Genomic DNA, 21,099 nt, shown 5'->3' with positions numbered 1-21,099 from the left:
GCCCTTACCGAATGTCGCAGTGTCACCAAGTGCCCGCGATCCACGGGTCCGTCCGCCCCTCGGCGGAATGACCATATTTTCTGCTGTGGTCCGACTTGCTTCGCGACGTTACCCGAGCTTCGGGCGGACGCCGAGTACCGCCGTACCGATGCGTACGTGTGTCGCCCCGGCCGCCACGGCCTCCTCGAGGTCCGCACTCATCCCTGCTGACACCATGTTCGCAGCCGGACGGGTCGCGCGCAGGACAGTCGACAAATCCATCAGCCGCTCGAAGGCGGCCCGTTGCCGGCCCGCGTACGGACCGGCGAGCGGCGCGACGGTCATGAGGCCGTCGAGCCGAAGCCCCGGAGCGGCCGCCACGGCGGCCGCCAACTCCTCGATCCCGTCCGGCGCGACCCCGCCGCGGTCACCGCGCTCGCCGGATCCGGCGTCGAGGGCGACCTGGATCAGACAGCCGAGCTCCCGCTGTGCCTTCTCCGCGGCCGCGGAAAGAGAGGAAACGAGCTTCAAACGGTCGACGGACTGCACCACATCGGCATAACCCACCACGGATCGGACCTTGTTGGTCTGCAACTGACCCACGAAGTGCCAGGTCAGGTCGAGATCCGCACAGGCGGCGGCCTTGGGGGCCGCGTCCTGGTCCCGGTTCTCCGCCACGTGGCGGACGCCGAGTTCGTGCAGCAGCCGCACGTCGCTCGCGGGGTAGGTCTTGGTGACCACGATGAGGGTCACCTCGTCCCGCGCGCGCCCGGCGGCGGCGCACGCCGCGGCGATGCGCTCCTCCACCCGGGCGAGGTTCTCGGCGAGTTCCGACTTGCGGTCCGTCATATCTCTTCTCAGTCCAACCAGACATATCCCGCGAGTCGCCCCGTGGTGCGGTCGCGGCGGTACGAGTAGTGGTCGCGGGACTCCAGGGTGCAGACCCCGGCGTCCTCGACGTCCCGGACGCCGAGCCGTTCGAGCTGGGCGCGCACTCCCGCGGCGACGTCGACGGCCGGGGTGCCCCAGGAGGTCTCGGCACGGGCGGCCGGTTCGACCGCGGCCACCTCGGCGCGCATCGCCTCCGGCACCTCGTAGCAGCGCCCGCAGACCGAGGGTCCCGTACGGGCGGTGATGCGGGAGGGGTCGGCGCCCAGTGCGGTCATCGCCTTCACGGCGGCGGGCACCACTCCGGCCACCATCCCCGGCCGCCCGGCGTGGGCGGCGGCGGCGACGCCGGCGACGGGGTCGGCCAGCAGGACCGGGACGCAGTCGGCGGTGAGGACCGCGAGGGCCAGACCCCGCCGGGCGGTGACGACCGCGTCGACGGACGGGATGTCAGGAGTGGGCCACGGGCCCTCGACCACGGCGACGTCCGCCCCGTGCACCTGGTTCATCCAGACCACGTCCGCCGGGTCGAGCCCGAGTCCGGCCGCCGCGCGGGCCCGGTTGGTCCGTACGGCCTCCGGGTCGTCGCCGACGGCGCCCCCGAGGTTGAGCTCCTCGTACGGAACGGCGCTCACCCCGCCCCACCGGTCGGTGAAGGCGAAGTGCGCGCCGCTCGTGTCGTGTCGCTGCCCTATCACTTCAAGAAGTCCGGGACATCCAGCTCTTCGGCCTGGGTGTCCGGGTACGGGCGGGCCGGCGGGACCACCGGCGGGGCGACGGGCGGCAGCGGGTTCTCGCTGACGGCCGGCGCCGGCTCGGCGGGCGCCGCCGGGGGCTCCTCGCGCGGGGTGACGGTGCCGAGGCCGCCCAGCGGGCGGGAGGTCTCGGTGGCGCGGGGGGCCGGGGCGGGCTCCTCGCGCTTGGCGGAGACCGAGCCGATGATGTTGTCGCGGCGGGCCGGCGGCTGGCCGCCGTCGAAGCCGGCGGCGATGACGGTGACCCGGACCTCGTCGCCGAGGGCGTCGTCGATGACGGCGCCGAAGATGATGTTGGCCTCGGGGTGCGCGGCCTCGCTGACCAGCTGGGCGGCCTCGTTGATCTCGAACAGGCCGAGGTCGCTGCCGCCGGAGATGGAGAGCAGCACACCGCGGGCGCCGTCGATGGACGCCTCCAGGAGCGGCGAGGAGATCGCCATCTCGGCCGCCGCCACGGCGCGGTCGTCGCCGCGGGCGGAGCCGATGCCCATCAGGGCCGAACCGGCCTCGGACATGACCGACTTGACGTCGGCGAAGTCGAGGTTGATCAGACCGGGGGTGGTGATGAGGTCGGTGATGCCCTGGACACCGGAGAGCAGGACCTGGTCGGCGGACTTGAAGGCGTCCAGGACCGAGACCTGGCGGTCCGAGATGGACAGCAGCCGGTCGTTGGGGATGACGATGAGGGTGTCGACCTCTTCGCGGAGCTCGGCGATGCCGTCCTCCGCCTGGTTGGCGCGACGGCGGCCCTCGAACGTGAACGGGCGGGTGACCACGCCGATCGTGAGGGCGCCGAGCGAGCGCGCGATGTTGGCGACGACGGGCGCGCCGCCGGTGCCGGTGCCGCCACCCTCGCCGGCGGTGACGAAGACCATGTCGGCCCCCTTGAGGACCTCCTCGATCTCCTCACGGTGGTCCTCTGCCGCCTTGCGACCGACTGCCGGGTTGGCCCCGGCCCCGAGGCCGCGGGTGAGTTCACGGCCGACGTCGAGCTTGACGTCGGCGTCGCTCATCAACAGCGCCTGGGCGTCGGTGTTGATGGCGATGAACTCGACGCCCTTGAGACCGACCTCGATCATTCGGTTGATGGCATTGACACCACCGCCGCCGACACCGATGACCTTGATGACTGCGAGGTAGTTCTGCGGTGCTGCCACGTCGAAGGCCTCTCGCCTCGAGTTACGTGTCGCCGCTTCGCGGTGGTAAGCGCGCCGCGACGACGGATGCCGATTGGGACGGTCCGAAACGCCGACCCAAACCCTAACGTTGAAGTTTAGGGTTACCAGTGTCTCTGTTCGCTGGACTCTTCCGAACAGGACACTAAGTCGACAAGTGGCGCACGTTCAACGAACACGCCGAACCTCCCGTTTTTCTTTTCACCCTATGTGATCACCCGTAGCGCTGGCCAACCAGGGTCCTGGCCAGCGGTGATGGGCGTCAACTTCGTGACGAGGCGGGCGCGGTGGGGGCACTTACATCGAAGTGCCCCGCTTTGGGAGTCGCTTTCATGAGAGCGGTGAGAACGCGCGCCTTCACGGCTCCGTCCTCACCGCTGCCCCAGAAGACGGTGCGGTCCTTGTCGAGCTCCAGAGTGATGGAGTCGAAGGACGTGATCCGGACGACACGGACGTCCTGGGCGATTTTCTCCGGGAGTTCGCCCGTCACGCCTACCGCGGCCCCCAGCAGCCGGTCCGGGCCGAAGCGGCGCAGGCTGGGAGAGGCGGCGGCGTCGAGGACCAGCCGCGGGACGCCGCGCGGAGGGGTGGGCACGGTGGCGAACCGCACACCCTCGGAGTCCACTTCGATGAACTTTCCGCCCTTTTCGAGGAAGAGGACGGGCTGTCGTTCCGTCACTTTCAGACCGATTCCGTGCGGCCAGGACCGTACGACGTCCACGGTGGCGATCCGCGGGAGTTCCTCGCGCAGCCGGGCCTCGATGGCGTCGGTGTCGACGGAGACGAGCGGCGCGCCGACCGGTACGGCCGCGACCCGCTCGACCTCGCCCCGGGTGAGCACCTTCGTACCGGAGGTGCTCACCCTCTCGACCCGGAACCAGCTGGACCCGTACAGCGCCCAGATGCCGCCGGCCACCAGGGCGAGGACGGCGAAGCCGGTCAGCAGCACACGGGGGCCGGGCATCCGCGGACTGCGGGTGCCCGGCCGGGACGGCCCTCGGCCGGGCCCGCCGGACCTGCCGCTCGCGCTCTTCTGCTCGGTCGCCGGTCCGGCTGCCACGGTGGCCTCTCCTGCCTCTCGCCGCCGCGCTACGCCTGACGGCGGGCGGCGATCGCCTCGTACACCATGCCGACGAGCAGGTCGTCGGCGTCCCGGCGGCCGAACTCGGCGGCGGCGCGGGACATCTCGTAGAGCCGGTGCGGATCGGACAGCACGGGGAGCACGTTGGTCTGCACCCACTGCGGCGACAGTTCCGCGTCGTCGACGAGGAGCCCGCCGCCCGCCTTCACCACCGGCTGGGCGTTGAGCCGCTGTTCGCCGTTGCCGATGGGCAGCGGGACGTAGGCGGCCGGCAGCCCGACGGCGGAGAGCTCGGCGACGGTCATCGCGCCCGCGCGGCAGAGCATCATGTCGGCGGCGGCGTACGCGAGGTCCATCCGGTCCACGTACGGTACCGGCACGTACGGCGGCATTCCGGGCATGTTGTCGACACGCGGCAGTTCGTTCTTCGGGCCGACCGCGTGCAGGATCTGGATGCCGGAGCGCTGGAGCACCGGGGCGATCTGCTGGATGACCTCGTTGAGCCGGCGTGCGCCCTGGGAGCCGCCGGAGACCAGCAGGGTGGGCAGGTTGGGGTCGAGGCCGAAGGCGGCCCGCGCCTCGGGGCGCACGCGGGCGCGGTCGAGCGTGGCGATGGTGTGCCGCAGCGGGATGCCGATGTAGCGGGCGTTGCGGAGCTTGCTGTCGGGGGTGGCGACGGCGACCCCGGCCGCGTACCGCGAGCCGATCTTGTTGGCCAGGCCGGGCCGGGCGTTGGCCTCGTGGACCACGATCGGCACGCCGAGGCGCTTGGCGGCGAGGTAGCCGGGCAGCGCCACGTAGCCGCCGAAGCCGACCACGCAGTCCGCCTTGGTGCGCTCCAGGATCTGCTCGGCGGCCTTGATGGTGCCGCGCAGCCGCCCGGGGACGGTGATCAGTTCGGGCGTGGGCTTGCGGGGCAGCGGCACGGCCGGGATGAGCGCCAGCTCGTAGCCCCGTTCGGGCACCAGCCGGGTCTCCAGGCCGCGCTCCGTGCCCAGCGCCGTGATCCCCACGGTCGGGTCCTGCCTGCGCAGGGCGTCCGCGAGTGCGAGCGCGGGCTCGATGTGGCCGGCGGTACCTCCGCCGGCGAGGACGACATGCACCGAAATTCACCGCTCTCCGGACGGACGCTTCTTGACGCGCCGTCGCATCGACTTCCATCTCCCCCCGGCCCGCTTGCCCCATCCGGGGCGACGCAGGGCCAGGGCCGCTTTCGCGGCGGGTTCCTGTCGCGCGAAGGCGATCAGGAGCCCGACGGCGAACATGGTCGGCAGCAGGGCCGATCCTCCGTAGGAGAACAGCGGGAGCGGGACTCCGGCGATCGGCAGCAAGCCGAGCACCGCACCGATGTTGATCACGGCCTGGGCCGTGATCCAGGTGGTCACGCCTCCCGCGGCAAACCTGACGAAGGGGTCCTCCGTGCGTCCGGCCACGCGGATACCCGCATAGCCTAGAGCCGCGAACAGGGCCAGCACCGACAGCGTCCCCGCCAGACCCAGTTCCTCGCCGGTGACGGCGAAGATGAAGTCGGTGTGCGCTTCGGGGAGTTGACCCCATTTTTCCACACTCGCCCCCAGTCCGGAACCGAACCATCCGCCGGACGCCAGAGCATAGATCCCGTGCGCGGCCTGCCAGCAGGGGTCCCCCGCGCCGCCGGGGTCGCTGGCGCCGATGCAGGCGAAGCGCTTCAGGCGGTGCGGGCTGGTCTTGATCAGCAGCATGCCGATCAGTCCGGCGACGCCGAGCACGCCGACGAAGAGCCGGGTGGGGGCGCCGGCGGTCCACAGCAGTCCGAAGAGGATCGCCGTGAGGATGATCGCCGTGCCCATGTCACCGCCCAGCATGATGAGGCCGAGCAACAGGAACGCGCCGGGCACCAGCGGCACCAGCATGTGCTTCCACTGGGCCAGGAGCTTCATGTCCTGTTTGCGGGCGAGCAGGTCGGCGCCCCACAGGATCAGCGCCAGCTTGCCGAACTCGCTGGGCTGGAGCATGAACGGTCCGCCCAGCGAGATCCAGTTCTGGTTGCCGCCGACCGCGACTCCTATCCCGGGGATCTGGACGAGCACCATCAGGAAGATCGCCCCGACCAGGATCGGGTAGGCCAGCGCCCGGTGCAGCTTCACCGGCATCCGGGAGGCCAGCATGAGCAGCCCCGCGCCGAGCAGCGCCGCGAAGAACTGCTTGCGGAAGAAGTACGAGGGCACCAGGTCGTAGCGGAGCGCCGTGATCATCGAGGCGGAGTAGACCATCACGAGGCCGAGCGCGGTGATGAGCAGCCCGGCGCCGACGATCACGTAGTACGCGGTGAGCGGCCGGTCCCAGGCCCTTCTGGCGCGCTCGTAGAGCCCTCGCGGCCCGCCCCCGCGCGCCTTCCTCGGCGCCGCGGGGGTGCGGCCGCCGCCCCGTACGGCGGGGGCCTGTCGCGTCCCGGCGGTTCTGCTCGGCATGGTCGCTGTCCCCTCCAGTCGTGCCCGGCGCCGCGGCCGGACCTCCTCGCTGGTCAGGTCAGGCGCGCCCGGTCCGGGCGAGGGAGCGGACCGCGTCCGCGAAGGCCTCGCCCCGCTTGTTGTAGTTGGTGAACATGTCCATCGACGCACAGGCCGGGGCGAGGAGGACCGTGTCCCCCGGCCGGGCGAGCGAGGCCGCCTCCCGGACCGCCGCGGACATCGCCCCAGTGTCGGTCCGGTCGAGGTCGACCACCGGGACCTCGGGGGCGTGTCGCGCCAGGGCTTCGCGGATCAGCTCACGGTCCCGGCCGATCAGGACGACGCCGCGCAGCCGCTTGGCGGACCTGGACACGAGCTCGTCGAAGGTCGCGCCCTTGGCGAGGCCGCCGGCGATCCAGACGATCGGGTCGTAGGCCGCCAACGAGGCTTCCGCCGCGTGCGTGTTGGTGGCCTTGGAGTCGTCGACGTAGACGACGCCCTCGATCTCCTCGACCAGTTCGATGCGGTGCGGGTCGGGCCTGAAGGCCCGCAGTCCGTCCCGTACGGCCTTGGGCTCCACGCCGAAGGCACGGGCGAGGGCGGCCGCGGCGAGCGCGTTGGCGATGTTGTGGGGGGCCGGGGGCTGGACGTCGGAGACCTCGGCCAGCTCCTGGGCGTTCTTCTGCCGGTTCGCCACGAAGGCCCGGTCGACGAGGATGCCCTCGACGACGCCGAGCTCCGAGGGGCCGGGGGTGCCGAGGGTGAAGCCGATGGCCCGGCAGCCCTCCTCGACGTCGGCCTCGCGGACCAGGTCCTCGGTCGCCTTGTCGGCCGTGTTGTACACGCAGGCGACCTGGTTGCCCTCGTAGATCCGGCCCTTGTCGGCGGCGTACGCCTCCATGGAGCCGTGCCAGTCGAGGTGGTCGGGCGCCAGGTTGAGCACGGCGGCCGAGTGGGCGCGCAGGGAAGGCGCCCAGTGCAGCTGGTAGCTGGAGAGCTCGACGGCGAGGACGTCGTAGTCCTCGTCGCCGAGGACGGCGTCGAGGAGGGAGACCCCGATGTTGCCGACGGCGGCGGTCTTCAGACCGGCCGCCCGGAGGATGGAGGCGAGCATCCGCACGGTCGTGGTCTTGCCGTTGGTGCCGGTGACCGCGAGCCAGGGCGCCGCCCCGGGACCGCGCAGGCGCCAGGCCAGCTCGACGTCGCCCCAGATCTCCACGCCGGCCGCCTCCGCGGCCTGGAAGAGCGGCTTGTCGGGCTTCCAGCCCGGTGCGGTGACGATCAGTTCGGTGCCGGGCGGCAGGGTCGCGCCGTCGCCGAGGCGGACGCCGATGCCCTCCGCCTCCAGCTCCGCGGCCTGCGCCCGGGAGCGCTCGTCGTCGCCGTCGTTGACGACCGTGACGACCGCGCCCAGGCCGTGCAGGACGCGGGCGGCGGGGATGCCGCTCACGCCGAGCCCGGCGACGGTGACCTGCTTGCCCTGCCAGTCCAGCTCGCTCACTTTTCGGATGCCCATCCCGCGTAGAAGAGGCCCAGGCCCACGATCACGCACATGCCCTGGATGATCCAGAAGCGGACGACGACCAGGACCTCGGACCACCCCTTGAGTTCGAAGTGGTGCTGGAGGGGCGCCATCCGGAAGACCCGCTTGCCGGTCATCTTGAACGAACCGACCTGGATGACCACCGACATCGTGATCATCACGAAGAGACCGCCGAGCAGGGCGAGCAGCAGCTCCGTACGGGAGCAGATGGCGAGACCGGCGAGCGCGCCGCCGAGGGCCAGCGAACCGGTGTCGCCCATGAAGATCTTGGCCGGCGAGGTGTTCCACCACAGGAAGCCGAAGCAGGCGCCCATCAGGGCGGAGGCGACGACGGCGAGGTCGAGCGGGTCGCGCACCTCGAAGCAGGCGTTCGGGTTGGTCAGGGTCATGGCGTTGGCGCACGACTCCTGGAACTGCCACAGGCCGATGAAGGTGTACGCGCCGAAGACCATCACCGACGCGCCGGTGGCCAGACCGTCCAGACCGTCCGTCAGGTTCACGCCGTTGGACATGGCCAGGATCATGAAGAGCGCCCAGACCACGAACAGCACCGGGCCGATGGACCAGCCGAAGTCGGTGATGAAGGAGAGCCTCTCGGAGGCCGGGGTGAGGCCGCGCAGATCCGCGAACTGCAGCGAGAGCACGGCGAAGGCGATGCCGACGATCAGCTGGCCGGCCATCTTCGCCTTGGCCCGCAGGCCCAGCGAACGCTGCTTGACGATCTTGATGTAGTCGTCGAGGAAGCCGACCAGGCCCATGCCGGCCATCAGGAACAGCACCAGGACGCCCGAGTACGTCGGGTCCTCACCGGTGATGACCTTCGCCAGCGCGTACGCGATGAGGGTGGCCAGGATGAAGGAGATGCCGCCCATGGTGGGCGTGCCCTTCTTCGATCCGTGGGTGCGCGGGCCGTCGTCCCGGATGAACTGGCCGTATCCCTTGCGGGCGAGCAGCTTGATGAGCAGCGGGGTGCCGATCAGGGTCAGGAAGAGCCCGATGGCCCCCGCGAAGAGGATCTGCCTCATCGGCCGGCGACCTCACCCTCGGAGCCCGCGGTTTCGAGCAGTGCCAGGGCGACCCGCTCGAGCCCGACCGACCTGGAAGCCTTCACCAGGACGATGTCCCCCGGGCGCAGCTCACTGCGCAACAGGTCGACCGCCGCCTGCGCGTCGGACACGTGCACCGACTCCTCACCCCACGAACCCTCGTTATAGGCGCCCAGTTGCAGCCAGGCAGCTTCCCTGTCCCCGACCGCGACGAGCTTGCTGACGTTGAGCCGGACGGCGAGCCGTCCGACCGCGTCGTGCTCGGCGAGCGACTCGTCTCCGAGCTCGGCCATCTTGCCGAGCACCGCCCACGTCCGGGAGCCCCTGGCCTGTGCAGACCTGCCCATGGCCGCGAGCGCGCGCAGGGCGGCTCGCATGGACTCGGGGTTCGCGTTGTAGGCGTCGTTGACGATCGTCACGCCGTCCGGACGCTCGGTGACCTCCATGCGCCAGCGCGACAGGGAGCCGGCCTCGGAGAGCGCGGTGGCGATCTCCTCGACGGGCATGCCCAGCTCATGGGCGACGGCGGCCGCGGCGAGCGCGTTCGACACGTGGTGCTCACCGTACAGGCGCAAGGTCACGTCGCTGCACCCGGTGGGTGTGTGAAGCCTGAAAGAGGGCTGTCCGTTCTCTGTGAGCCGGACATTCTCGGCACGTACGGCCGCTTCGTCCGCCTCTCCGAAGAGGGTGACCCGCGCCTTGGTGCGGCTCGCCATCGCGCGCACCAGCGGGTCGTCGGCGTTGAGGACGGCGATGCCGCCGTCCTCGGCTGCCGGCAGGGACTCGACCAGCTCGCCCTTGGCCTGGGCGATCTGCTCGCGGCCGCCGAACTCGCCGATGTGGGCGCTGCCCACGTTGAGGACGAGGCCGATGCGGGGCGGGGTGAGGCCGGTGAGGTAGCGGATGTGGCCGATTCCGCGCGCCCCCATCTCCAGGACGAGGTGCCGGGTCTCGGCGGTGGCCGTGAGCGCGGTGAGCGGCAGGCCGATCTCGTTGTTGAGGGAGCCGGGCGTCCACACGGTGGGCGCGTGCCGCTGGAGGACCTGGGCGATCAGGTCCTTGGTGGAGGTCTTGCCGGCCGAGCCGGTGAGCGCGACGACGTCGGTGCCGAGGCGCCCGACGACGGCCCGGGCGAGGGCCCCGAGCGCCGCCTGGACGTCCTCGACCACGATCGCGGGCACGCCGACGGGGCGGGCGGCCAGCACGGCTGCCGCGCCCGCCTCGACGGCACGCTCCGCGTACGCGTGGCCGTCGACGTGCTCGCCGGCGAAGGCGGCGAAGAGGCTGCCGGGAGTCACCTTGCGGGAGTCGATGACGACGTCACCGGTGACCTGGACGGCCGGATCCGGTATGTCGTGCGGCTGCCCGCCGACGATTTCGGCGATCTCGGCGAGGGAGAGGGCGATCACTGCTTCATCCCTGACTGTTCTCGTGACGGTGTTCGTCCTGCTGGGCGGCTTGTTCGCCGGCCCGGTGCGCCTGGCCGGCCAGGATCGCCTCGCGCAGGACCTGGCGGTCGTCGAAGGGGCGGACCACTCCGGCGGCCTCCTGGCCCTGCTCGTGGCCCTTGCCCGCGACCAGGACGGTGTCGCCGGGCCGGGCCCGGGCGACGGCCGCGGCGATGGCGGCGGCCCGGTCGGCGTCGACCAGGACCTCGCCCCGCTCGGCGGCCGGCACCTCGGCGGCTCCCGCGAGCATCGCGGTGAGGATCGCGAGGGGGTCCTCGGAGCGGGGGTTGTCGGAGGTGAGGACGGCGGTGTCGGCGAGCCGGGCCGCGGCGGCGCCCATCGGGCCGCGCTTGGTGGTGTCGCGGTCGCCGCCGCAGCCGATGACCACGTGCAGCCTGCCGCGGGTCACCTCGCGCAGCGAGCGCAGGACCGATTCGACGGCGTCGGTCTTGTGCGCGTAGTCGACGACCGCGAGGTACGGCTGGCCGGCGTCGACCCGCTCCAGGCGACCGGGGACGCCGGGGACGGCGGCGACGCCGTCGGCCGCGGTCTGCGGGTCGATCCCGGCGAGGGCGAGGGTGACGATCGCGGCGAGGGTGTTGGCCACGTTGAACGGGCCGGGCAGGGGCGCGGTGGCCCGGATCCGCTCGCCGTCCGGGCCGACGACCGTGAACGTGGAATCGGCGGCGCCGAGACGGACGTCCTCGGCGCGCCAGTCGGCGTCGCGGTCACCGGCGGCGGAGAAGGTGACGACCGGGACGGTGGCCTCCTTCGCGAGCCGGCGGCCGTAGTCGTCGTCGAGGTTCACCACGCCCCGTCTGCTGCGCTCGGGGGTGAAGAGCCGCGCCTTGGCCTGGAAGTAGTCCTCCATGTCGGAGTGGAACTCCATGTGCTCCGGGCTCAGGTTGTTGAAGACGGCGACGTCGAAGACGCAGCCGTCGACCCGGCCGAGCACGAGGGCGTGGCTGGAGACCTCCATCGCGACGGCCTCGACGCCGCGTTCGCGCATGACCGCGAACAGGGCCTGGAGGTCGGTGGCTTCGGGGGTGGTCCGCTCCGACTTGATGCGCTCGTCGCCGATCCGCATCTCCACCGTGCCGACGAGGCCGGTGTGCTTGCCGCCGCCGCGCAGTCCGCCCTCGACCAGGTAGGCGGTGGTGGTCTTGCCGGAGGTGCCGGTGATGCCGATCTGGAGGAGGTCCTCGCCGGGCCGCCCGTAGATCTCGGCGGCGAGCTCGCCCATCCGGCCGCGCGGGTCCGGGACGACCAGGACCGGCAGGCCGGTCGCGGCGGCGCGTTCGGCGCCCGCCGGGTCGGTCAGGACGGCGGCGGCGCCCAGTCCGGCCGCCTGCGCGACGAATTCGGCGCCGTGGACGCGGGCGCCGGGCAGGGCGGCGTACACGTCGCCCGGGCGCACCGCCCGGGAGTCGTGCGTGATGCCCGAGACCTCGGCGGCGGGGCCGGTGGTCTCGATGCCCAGCCGCGCGGCGAGTTCGCCCAGGGGTGTCGGGCGGACCCGCTCCGGGCGGGGCGGGGTGGTTCGGTACTGATCAGCGTGTGGCACGGCGGTGAGCGTACCGGGCGCACCCTGCGCAGGGCTAAATGAGGCCGCGGCGTCGCCGGAGTTCGATTTCCGGTTCCCGGAACGGGGGGTGATGGTTGTCACTGGTGCTCCCGGAGTGTCACGGGTGTCGCCGGCGGGATGTGCCGGCGTGTCGGGTGGGCGCGGACGGGAGGGCCGCCGTCAGGGGGCGGGCCTGAATTCCACCGGCAGCCGGGCGGGTGCGCTGCCGGTCGGCGGGACGTGGAGGGTCTTGAGGGCGAACTCCATGACCTTCTTGTAGATCGGTCCGCAGATCTGTCCGCCGAAGTAGCTGCCCTTCGTGGGGTTCTGGATGGCGCAGTAGACGGTGACGCGGGGCTTGTCGGCGGGGGCGAAGCCGGCGAAGGAGGCGGTGTAGCCCTTGTAGCGGCCGAGTTCGGGGTCGACGCGGTTGGCGGTGCCGGTCTTGCCGGCGACGCGGTAGCCGGGGATGGCGGCCTTGGTGCCGGTGCCCGCCTCGTCGTCGACGACCGACTCCAGCATCTGCGCGAGGGTCCTGGCGGTCTTCTCGCTGATGACCCGGGTCTCCTTGGGGGCGGGCGCCGGGGTGAAGCGGCCGTCGGGGCCCTTGGTGCCGCGGACCAGGGTCGGTTCGATGCGGACGCCGCCGTTGGCGATGGTCGAGTAGACCGAGGTGGCCTGCATGGCGTTGACGGACAGGCCCTGGCCGAAGGGGATCGTGTACTGCTGGGAGGTCGACCAGGTCTCGGGCCGCGCGAGGATGCCGGGCGTCTCGCCGGGGTAGCCGAGGCCGGTGCGGCTGCCGATGCCGAACTTGCGCAGGTAGTCGTGGAGGACCCGGTTGGACTCGGCCTGCGTCCTGCCGAGCTGGCCGGTGGCCAGGATGGTGCCGATGTTGCTGGACTTGGCGAGGACGCCGTTGAGGGTCAGGTACCAGGTCTTGTGGTCGACGTCGTCCTTGAAGAGCCGGTCGCCGCGGTGCAGGCGGTTGGGGACGACGACGTGGGTGCCGGGGGTGGCCTTGCCCTCCTCCAGGACGGCGGCCATGGACATCACCTTGCTGGTGGAGCCGGGCTCGTAGGCGTCCTGGAGGGCCGCGTTGCCCATGGCGGTGGCGTTGGCCTGGGAGAGGTCGTTGGGGTCAAAGCCGGGGGCGTTGGCCATGGCGAGGACCTCGCCGGTGCGGGTGTCCTGGACGACGACGTAGCCGCGGTCGGCCCTGGACTTGCGGACCTGCTCGGTGATGGCCTGCTGGGCGGCCCACTGGATGTCCCGGTCGATGGTCAGCTCGATGTCGGAGCCGGGGACGGCGGGGGTGCCCTGGGAACCGGCGGTGGGCACCCGGCGCCCGCCGGCCTGGGCGAACCTGATCTTGCCGTCCTTGCCGGCCAGTTCCTCGTCGAGCATGGACTCGATGCCGCCGGCGCCGCGGCCCTCGGCGTTGACGTAGCCCAGTATCCCGGCGGCGAGCTCGCCGTTGGGGTAGACGCGCTTGGTGCTGGGCTCGCCGAGGACGCCGCCGAGCAGGTTGATCCCGTTGCCGCCGTTGGCGGGATCGGCCTTCTCCTCGTAGACCTTCTTCAGGTCCTTGATCTGCTTCCAGACCTGCGGGGTCTGCTTGCGGGCGAGCAGGGTGTAGCGGGACTTGGGGGTGCGCAGCTTCGCCGCGAGCTCGGCGGGCTGCTTGCCGAGGAGCGGGGCGAGCAGCGCGGCGGCCTGCTCGGGGGCGTCCGCGGTCTTGGACTCGGCGGGCGTGAAGAGTTTGGGGTCGGCGGTGATGTCGTACGCGTCGACGCTGGCGGCCAGGGCGATCCCGGCCCGGTCGGTGATCTCACCGCGGTCGGCGGTGAGGGTGTACTCCTGGTAGCGGTGCTTCTCGGCCTTGGCGGCGTACGCGCTGGCGTCCACGGCCTGGACCTGGAGGAGCCGGACGACGAACGCCAGCATGACGAGGGTCAGGCCGAGGGAGACCAGGCGCAGCCGGGGCTTGGGGCTGCCGAGCCGGATGGTGCGCGCCCTGGCCGCGGGCCGGGCGGCGGGGCGCCGGGGCGGGGCGGGCCGCCGCGCGGCGGGGCGGCCGGAGCCGGCGGGGCGGGGGCGTGCGGGCCGCGCGGGGCCGGGGACGCGGCGGCGCGGGGGCTCCTTGGAGGGCACGGGTCACCTGCCGGGGGTCGTCGGGGCGGTCGGGGTCCCGGGGAGGGCGGAGCCGGCGGTGGCTCCTGGGCCGGCGGACGTGCCGGGGGCGGACGTGCCGGCGGCGGACGTGCCGGCGGCGGTCGCGCCGGGCGTCGCGGCCGGGGGCTGCGGAGAGCCGGCCGGGGTGCCGCCCGGTGTCACGGTGGGCGTCGGGACGGGCGGGGGCGTGGGGCTGGGCTCGGGCCAGGCGGCCGGCGTGGGGACGCCGAGCACCGAGCCGTCCGGGCCGAGGAAGGCGGGACTGCCGCCGGGCACCATGCCGAGCTGCCGGGCGCGCCGTTCCAGGGCGTCGGGGGCCGAGTGGTCGTCGACGTCCCGCTGGAGGGCCTGCTCCTCGTCGGTGAGCTCCGTGGTCTTCTTCTTCAGCTCGCTGAGCTCGAAGGAGCCCTGGTTGAGGGCCGAATTGAGCAGCAGGAGAGTGATCAGGCCACCGCCGAGCAGCAGCACGACCAGCAGGACGAAGGGGGTGCGGGCGGCGGTGCTGGGGCCCGACGGCATGAACCTGCCGAGCCGTGCCGCCCTTCCTTTGAGGGGCCCCTTCTGACTCATCGCCCGTCCTTCGTCGTCGCTTCCCCGACCGCGTCGCTCACGCCTCGTCCTCCCGGATCCGCTGCGCACCCCTCAGACGCGCGGGGGCCGCGCGGCGGTTCTCGGCGATCTCCTGCTCGGTGGGCAGTTCGGCGCCCCGGGTGAGGAGCTTCAGACGGGGCTGGTAGCGCTCGGGGACCACCGGCAGGCCGGGCGGGGCGGTGTTCGCGGCGCCCGCCGCGAACACCTGCTTGACCAGGCGGTCTTCCAGGGAGTGGTACGAGAGGACCGCGATCCGGCCGCCGACGGCGAGGGCCTTGACGGCCGCCGGGATCGCCCGCTCCAGGACCGACAGCTCGCCGTTGACCTCGATGCGCAGTGCCTGGAAGGTGCGCTTGGCCGGGTTGCCGCCGGTGCGCTTGGCCGCCTGCGGCAGGGAGTCGCGGATCAGCTCGACGAGGCGGGCGCTGTTGGTGAACGGCTCCTTCTCGCGCTCGCGCACGATGGCGGAGACGATCCGCTTGGCCTGCTTCTCCTCGCCGTAGCTGCGCAGGATGCGGACCAGTTCGCCGGGCGGGTAGGTGTTGAGGACCTCGGCCGCGCTGATGCCGGTCGTCTGGTCCATGCGCATGTCCAGCGGGGCGTCCTGGGCGTAGGCGAAGCCGCGGTCGGCCTCGTCCAGCTGCATGGAGGAGACGCCCAGGTCGAACAGGACGCCGTCGACGCGCGGGACGTCGAGCCGGTCGAGGACCTCGGGCAGTTCGTCGTAGACGGCGTGCACGAGGGTCGCGCGCTCCCCGTAGGGGGCGAGCCGCTCGCCGGACAGGCGCAGGGCCTCCTTGTCCCGGTCGAGGGCGATCAGGCGCACCTCGGGGAAGCGCTTCAGGAGTGCCTCGCTGTGCCCGCCGAGACCGAGGGTGCAGTCGACGACGACCGCGCCGGGGTGCTCCAGGGCGGGCGCCAACATGTCCAGGCACCGCTGGAGCATCACCGGGACGTGTCGGTCGTTGCTCAATGCGCCCTCTCAGATCCGGCGGAGACAGGTACCACCGGCGAGCGGAAGGGGCCGAGCCGTGGGTACCGCCGCACTTACGGGGAGAAACGGCGGAAATCGCTCGATGTCTCCGTGAACTTCGCGCCACTTTAGTCCACCGGACCCGCCGGTCAATCAACCGGCTGGCGCGTCGCGGACGCCGCCGGACGCGGCCGGACGTTTCGCGCGGTTCACCCGGACGGCTGCGGGGTCCGGTGCCTGGGGGCCGGCTCGCCGCGCGCCCGGCCGGCGCCCTCGTTCTCGGCGTCCGGCCGGTGTGCGACCGGCGACCGACCGGCGCCCGACCAGCGCCCGAGGACCGATGCCGCCCGGCGCAAGCCCACAAACCCCGGCAATTCACCCGCAGTTATCCACAGGCGAGCCACCGGCAAGTGACACGACCCGGTCACGGCAACAAGAATGCACGGGTGACACCCCCCGGCCGCGACGCCGGGGGCAGGTGTCTGTGCTGCGGAAAGGGCCGAGGAGGGCCGGGTGACGACCTATGACGACCGAGCGAGCCTCACAGATCTGACCACGACCGCGGAGCGGGTCCGCGGGTCGGTGGAGGGTGTGATCGAGGGCAAGCCCGAGGTCGTACGCCTTGCGCTGACCGTGCTGCTCGCCGAGGGACATCTCCTCATCGAGGACGTCCCCGGCGTCGGGAAGACGATGCTGGCCAAGACCCTGGCCCGGTCCATCGACTGCTCGGTGCGCCGCATCCAGTTCACGCCCGACCTGCTGCCGTCGGACATCACCGGCGTGTCGATCTTCGACCAGACGCGGCGCGACTTCGAGTTCAAGCCCGGTGCGATCTTCGCCCAGATCGTCATCGGCGACGAGATCAACCGGGCCTCGCCCAAGACCCAGTCCGCCCTCCTGGAATCCATGGAGGAGCGCCAGGTCACGGTCGACGGCCAGACCTACGAGCTGCCGAGCCCCTTCATGGTGGTCGCCACCCAGAACCCGGTGGAGATGGAGGGCACCTATCCGCTGCCCGAGGCCCAGCGCGACCGCTTCATGGCGCGGGTCTCCATCGGCTACCCGAACGCCGAGGCCGAGCTGAAGATGCTCGACGTGCACGGCGCGGTCTCCCCGCTGGACGACCTCCAGCCGGTCGCCCACGCCCATGACGTGGTGAAGCTGATCGAGGCCGTCCGCGGCGTGCACGTCGCCGACTCCGTCCGGCGGTACGCGGTCGACATCGTCGCCGCCACCCGCACCCACCCGGACCTCAGACTCGGCGCCTCCCCGCGCGCCACGCTCCACCTGCTGCGGGCCGCGAAGGCGTCCGCCGCGCTCAGCGGCCGGGAGTACGTGCTGCCCGACGACCTCCAGGCGCTCGCCGCACCGGTGCTCGCGCACCGGCTGCTGCCCACCGCGCAGGCCCAGCTGAGCCGTCGTACGGCCGAGCAGGTCGTCCTCGACATCCTCCAGCGGACCCCGGTCCCGGCCGCCGCACCGCCCGTGCCGCCCGCCGTGCCGCCCGCCGGTCCGCTCTACGGCCAGCACCAGCCCGGCGCCCGGCGGCTGTGATGACCACCGCCGCCGCTCCGCAGGGGCCGGCGCCGGCCGGGCACGTCCCCGGGAACGACGGGGGCGGGCACGGGGCCGGGATCGGGCACGGGGACGACGACGGCCGGGGCAGCCTGCGGGCCGCCCTGGCCGGTCTCACCACCCGCGGCCGGTCCTTCCTCGCCGCCGGGGTCGCCGCCGCCGCCTGCGCCTATGTGCTCGGGCAGGCCGATCTGCTGCGCGTCGGGCTGCTGCTCGCCGTGCTGCCGCTGATCTGCGCCGGCGTGCTCCACCGCACCCGCTACCGGGTCGCGGCGAGCCGCCGGCTCGCCCCGCGGCGGGTGGAGACCGGCACGGAGGCCCGGGTCCACCTCCGCATGGACAACGTCTCCCGGCTGCCCACCGGGCTGCTGATGCTCCAGGACCACGTGCCCTACATGCTGGGGCCGCGGCCCCGGTTCGTGCTCGACCGCGTCGAGGCCGGCGGCCGCCGCGAGGTGTCCTACCGGGTCCGCTCCGACCTGCGCGGACGCTTTCCGCTCGGTCCGCTCCAGCTGCGCCTGAGCGACCCCTTCGGCATGTGCGAGCTGACCCGCTCCTTCAGCGCGCACGACACCCTGACCGTCATCCCGCGCACCGAACCGCTGCCGCCCGTGAAGCCGGGCGGCGAGTCGCCCGGCTACGGAGAGGGACAGCAGCGGGCCCTCGCGCTCGCGGGGGACGACGACATCATCCCGCGCGCCTACCGGCACGGCGACGACCTGCGCCGGGTCCACTGGCGCTCCACCGCCCGCTACGGCGAGCTGATGGTGCGCCGCGAGGAGCAGCCGCAGCGCGCCCGCTGCACGGTGCTCCTCGACACCCGGTACATCGCCTACGAGGGCACCGGACCCGACTCGGCCTTCGAATGGGCCGTCTCCGGCGCCGCCTCGGTGCTCACGCACATGCTGGAGCGCGGCTACTCGGTGCGGCTGCTCACCGACACCGGCAGCAGCGCGCCCGGCCAGGGCGCGGAGGGCTTCACGGGGTCGGGCCGGTCGGGCGAGGACCCGGCCGACAGCGCGGGCCTGATGATGGACACCCTCGCGGTGGTCGACCACTCCGAGGGGGCCGGGCTCTCCCGCGCCCACGACGTGCTGCGCGGCGGGCACGAGGGCCTGCTCGTCGCCTTCCTCGGCGACCTCGACGAGGAGCAGGCGGCGCTCGTGGCCCGGATGCGGCAGCGCGGCGGCGCGGCGGTCGCCTTCGTGCTGGACTCCGGCATCTGGCTGACCGGCGGCGCCGTCCCGGGGGCCGTGGAGGACCGTCTTCGGCGGCTGCGGGAAGGCGGGTGGCAGGCGTTCGCCGTGTCCCCCGGCACGCGGCTCGCCGATCTGTGGCAGCAGGCCGGCGGGGCGTCGAACGAGGCTTCCGCGGCCGACACGTACGGAGGTTGGTCATGAGCGGGCGCGCGCGGCTGACGCTCGCGGCCTTCGGTGCGACGCTGACGGCGTCCGCCGCGCTGCTGCCGCTGGTGAAGCCGGCGACCTGGATCTTCACGGCGGCGATCCTGCTGGGACTGCAGAGCGTGGTCGGCACGGCGACCCGTCGGGTGCCGCTCGCCCGCCCGCTGACGATCGCCGCGCAGGCGGCGGTCACGCTGCTCGTGCTGACCGTGGTGTTCGCCCACGAGCAGGCGATCCTCTTCGTGCTGCCGGGCCCCGACGTCTTCGCCGCCTTCGGGACGCTGTTCGAGGCGGGCGTGAACGATGTCGGCACGTACGCGATCCCGGCGCCGAACACGCCCGGGATCCGGCTGCTGCTGATCACCGGAGTCGCGGTCATCGGGCTCATGGTGGACGCCCTCGCGGTCACCTTCCGCAACGCGGCCCCGGCCGGGCTGCCCCTGCTCGCCCTGTACTCGGTCGCCGCGGGACTCTCCGGCGGGGGCGCGGGCGGGCTGTTCTTCCTGCTGGCCGCCGGCGGCTATCTGCTGCTGCTCCTGGCGGAGGGCCGGGACCGGCTGTCCCAGTGGGGCCGGGTCTTCGGCGGCGCCCAGCGCTCCGGCCGGCCCGGCTCGGCGGCCGGCGAGGGCGGTCCCGCGTTCGCGCCGGTGCGCACCGGGCGGCGGATCGGGGCGGTCGCCCTCGGCATCGCGCTGGTGGTGCCGCTGGCACTGCCCGGCCTGGACGGGGGCTTCCTCGGCGGGTCGGGCGGCGACGAGGGCTCCGGCGGCAAGGGCGGCACCATCTCGGCGGTGAATCCGCTGGTGTCGCTGCAGAACGACCTGCGTCAGCCGGAGGACCGCGAGGTCCTGCGCTACCGCACCAACGCGGGGTACACCGGCAATCTCTATCTGCGGCTGGTCGCGCTCGACCAGTTCGACGGCACCGCCTGGAAGTCCTCCGTCCGCCCGATCAAGGACGTGCCGGAGGAGCTGCCCTGGCCCGACGGCCTCTCCCAGGACGTCCGGGCCACGGAGGTCACCACGAACTTCGTCGCCTCCCCGGCGTACGAGCAGAAGTGGCTGCCCATGCCGTACCCGGCGTCGAAGGTCTCCATCAGCGGCAACTGGCGCTACGAGCCGGTGGGCCGGATGCTCGTCGGTGACGGTCAGGACACCCGGGGCGCCCGCTACTCGGTGACCAGCCTGGACGTGCGGCCCACCGGCGAGCAGCTGGCGGCGGCTCCGGCCGCCCCGGACCGGCTGCGACGCGAGTACACCCGGGTCCCGGCGACGCTGCCGGACGAGGTCAGGTCGACGGCCCTGGACGTCACGCGCGGTGCGCGCAACGACTACGAGCGGGCGGTGAAGCTCCAGGACTGGTTCGCCGAGGACGGCGGCTTCCGCTACCAGGTGAACGTCGACTCCGGCACCGGCGTGCAGGCGATCACCCGCTTCCTGAAGGCCAAGCAGGGTTTCTGCATCCACTTCTCCTTCTCGATGGCGGCGATGGCCCGCTCCCTGGGCATCCCGGCCCGGGTCGCGGTCGGCTTCATGCCCGGCACCCCGCAGCCCGACGGCTCCGTCTCGGTCGGCATACGGGACGCGCACGCGTGGCCCGAGCTGTACTTCGAGGGGGCCGGCTGGACCCGTTTCGAGCCGACGCCCTCGCGCGGCACCACGCCCGACTACACCCGTCAGCAGTCCTCGGGCGGTGCGGCGACGCCGTCGGCGCAGCCCTCGGCCAGCGCGTCGACCGCGCCCTCGGTGGCGCCGAGCGCCTCGGAGAGCTGCCCGCCCCAGCAGAGGCGGCTGGGCGAGTGCGGGCAGGACCCGGCCGCGGCCGGTGCGTCGGAGGACGGCGGCGGCTGGTTCGACTGGCGGAGCCTCAGGTGGGTCCTGCTCGTGCTGCTCGTGCTGTGTGTGCCGCTGCTGCCGCTGCTGTGGCGGACCCAGGTGCGGTCGCGGCGGCTCGGTCCGGCCGGCGACCCGGTCGGCCGGGTCCTGGCGGTCTGGGAGGAGATCAACGACACGGCCTGGGACCACGGGGTGGTGCCGGACGAGTCGCAGACCCCCCGCAGGACGGCGGCGCGGATGGTCCGGCTCGGCGAGCTGCCGCCGGACGCGGCGGACGCGGTGCACCGGGTGGCGCGGGCGGTCGAGGAGGCCCTGTACGCTCCGCGTCCCCGTCCGACCACGGGTCTGACGGAGGCGGCGCAGGTGATCCGCGGGGGCTTTTGGGCGTCGGCGTCCCGTACGAACCGGCTGCGCGCGCTGTTCGCTCCGCGCTCGGCCTCGCGGGCGGTGTGGGCGGCCCGCGAGCGCTGGTCCGCGACCCGGGCCGGACTGCGGACGAGGACCGCTCCCCTGGTCCGCGCGCTGACCCGGAACCCGTCCTGACCCCGGCCGCCTAGTCCGGGGGCGCAGTCCGGATCCGGGCACAGTCCGGATCCGGGCACAGTCCCGGGCCGGGCACAGCCCGGGGCCGGGCACAGT

General features: G+C 72.8%; 16 protein-coding genes. 3 read left to right on the top strand and 13 right to left on the bottom strand.

Features of this window, described 5'->3' with window-relative positions; all coding sequences use genetic code 11:
- Positions 1 to 108: 108 nt before the first annotated feature.
- From ABD954_RS25410 to rsmH, 13 genes are all read right to left on the bottom strand, one after another.
- Positions 109 to 828, bottom strand: coding sequence for a YggS family pyridoxal phosphate-dependent enzyme (locus ABD954_RS25410; protein ID WP_345489233.1), 720 nt, complete (start codon positions 826 to 828; stop codon positions 109 to 111).
- An 8-nt stretch (positions 829 to 836) separates the two neighbouring features.
- A complete protein-coding gene (gene pgeF, locus ABD954_RS25405) occupies positions 837 to 1,565 on the bottom strand; it encodes a peptidoglycan editing factor PgeF (RefSeq protein ID WP_345489231.1) in 729 nt (242 codons plus the stop codon).
- Positions 1,562 to 2,779 (bottom strand): cell division protein FtsZ, encoded by a 1,218-nt coding sequence (ftsZ, locus tag ABD954_RS25400; RefSeq protein ID WP_345489229.1) that lies wholly within the window; start codon positions 2,777 to 2,779, stop codon positions 1,562 to 1,564. The genes pgeF and ftsZ overlap by 4 nt, the downstream gene beginning before the upstream one ends.
- Before the next feature lie 280 nt (positions 2,780 to 3,059).
- Positions 3,060 to 3,857, bottom strand: a complete 798-nt coding sequence (locus ABD954_RS25395; RefSeq protein ID WP_345489227.1) for a cell division protein FtsQ/DivIB — start codon at positions 3,855 to 3,857, stop codon at positions 3,060 to 3,062.
- A gap of 29 nt (positions 3,858 to 3,886) precedes the next feature.
- Entirely contained in the window at positions 3,887 to 4,981 is a 1,095-nt protein-coding gene (gene murG, locus ABD954_RS25390) for an undecaprenyldiphospho-muramoylpentapeptide beta-N-acetylglucosaminyltransferase (RefSeq protein WP_345489225.1), read from the bottom strand.
- A gap of 6 nt (positions 4,982 to 4,987) precedes the next feature.
- Complete coding sequence (gene ftsW, locus ABD954_RS25385) at positions 4,988 to 6,328, bottom strand: putative lipid II flippase FtsW (RefSeq protein ID WP_345489222.1); 1,341 nt, start codon at positions 6,326 to 6,328, stop codon at positions 4,988 to 4,990.
- A gap of 58 nt (positions 6,329 to 6,386) precedes the next feature.
- A complete protein-coding gene (gene murD, locus ABD954_RS25380; RefSeq protein WP_345489220.1) occupies positions 6,387 to 7,823 on the bottom strand; it encodes a UDP-N-acetylmuramoyl-L-alanine--D-glutamate ligase in 1,437 nt (478 codons plus the stop codon).
- Positions 7,805 to 8,875 carry a phospho-N-acetylmuramoyl-pentapeptide-transferase gene (gene mraY, locus ABD954_RS25375; protein WP_345489218.1) on the bottom strand — a complete coding sequence of 357 codons (1,071 nt, stop codon included), beginning with the start codon at positions 8,873 to 8,875 and terminating at the stop codon, positions 7,805 to 7,807. The genes murD and mraY overlap by 19 nt, the downstream gene beginning before the upstream one ends.
- Positions 8,872 to 10,305, bottom strand: a complete 1,434-nt coding sequence (locus ABD954_RS25370) for a UDP-N-acetylmuramoyl-tripeptide--D-alanyl-D-alanine ligase (protein WP_345489216.1) — start codon at positions 10,303 to 10,305, stop codon at positions 8,872 to 8,874. Before ABD954_RS25370 ends, mraY begins: the two co-directional genes overlap by 4 nt.
- Before the next feature lie 4 nt (positions 10,306 to 10,309).
- Entirely contained in the window at positions 10,310 to 12,010 is a 1,701-nt protein-coding gene (locus tag ABD954_RS25365) for a UDP-N-acetylmuramoyl-L-alanyl-D-glutamate--2,6-diaminopimelate ligase (protein ID WP_382745752.1), read from the bottom strand.
- 78 nt (positions 12,011 to 12,088) lie between these two features.
- On the bottom strand, positions 12,089 to 14,062 hold the full coding sequence (locus ABD954_RS25360) for a peptidoglycan D,D-transpeptidase FtsI family protein (RefSeq protein WP_345489212.1): 1,974 nt from the start codon (positions 14,060 to 14,062) through the stop codon (positions 12,089 to 12,091).
- Positions 14,063 to 14,065: 3 nt separating this feature from the next.
- Positions 14,066 to 14,653: a cell division protein FtsL gene (ftsL, locus tag ABD954_RS25355; protein ID WP_345489210.1), complete on the bottom strand. Its 588-nt coding sequence runs from the start codon at positions 14,651 to 14,653 to the stop codon at positions 14,066 to 14,068.
- A 37-nt stretch (positions 14,654 to 14,690) separates the two neighbouring features.
- Positions 14,691 to 15,647, bottom strand: coding sequence for a 16S rRNA (cytosine(1402)-N(4))-methyltransferase RsmH (gene rsmH / locus ABD954_RS25350; protein ID WP_345489208.1), 957 nt, complete (start codon positions 15,645 to 15,647; stop codon positions 14,691 to 14,693).
- A 513-nt stretch (positions 15,648 to 16,160) separates the two neighbouring features.
- Between rsmH and ABD954_RS25345 the strand changes: the two genes are divergently transcribed.
- Genes ABD954_RS25345 through ABD954_RS25335 form a run of 3 tightly spaced genes read left to right on the top strand, consistent with a single transcriptional unit; the run spans position 16,161 to position 21,003 of the window.
- On the top strand, positions 16,161 to 17,201 hold the full coding sequence (locus tag ABD954_RS25345) for an AAA family ATPase (RefSeq protein WP_345489206.1): 1,041 nt from the start codon (positions 16,161 to 16,163) through the stop codon (positions 17,199 to 17,201).
- The gene (locus ABD954_RS25340; protein WP_345489204.1) at positions 17,201 to 18,622 is read left to right on the top strand and encodes a DUF58 domain-containing protein; all 1,422 of its coding nucleotides are present in this window, start codon (positions 17,201 to 17,203) and stop codon (positions 18,620 to 18,622) included. Before ABD954_RS25345 ends, ABD954_RS25340 begins: the two co-directional genes overlap by 1 nt.
- A complete protein-coding gene (locus ABD954_RS25335) occupies positions 18,619 to 21,003 on the top strand; it encodes a transglutaminase TgpA family protein (RefSeq protein WP_345489202.1) in 2,385 nt (794 codons plus the stop codon). Before ABD954_RS25340 ends, ABD954_RS25335 begins: the two co-directional genes overlap by 4 nt.
- Positions 21,004 to 21,099: the final 96 nt, after the last annotated feature.

The organism is Streptomyces roseoviridis (assembly GCF_039535235.1).
In the GTDB taxonomy this organism is placed as follows: domain Bacteria; phylum Actinomycetota; class Actinomycetes; order Streptomycetales; family Streptomycetaceae; genus Streptomyces; species Streptomyces roseoviridis.
This window is presented reverse-complemented; position numbering and strand designations above follow the sequence as displayed.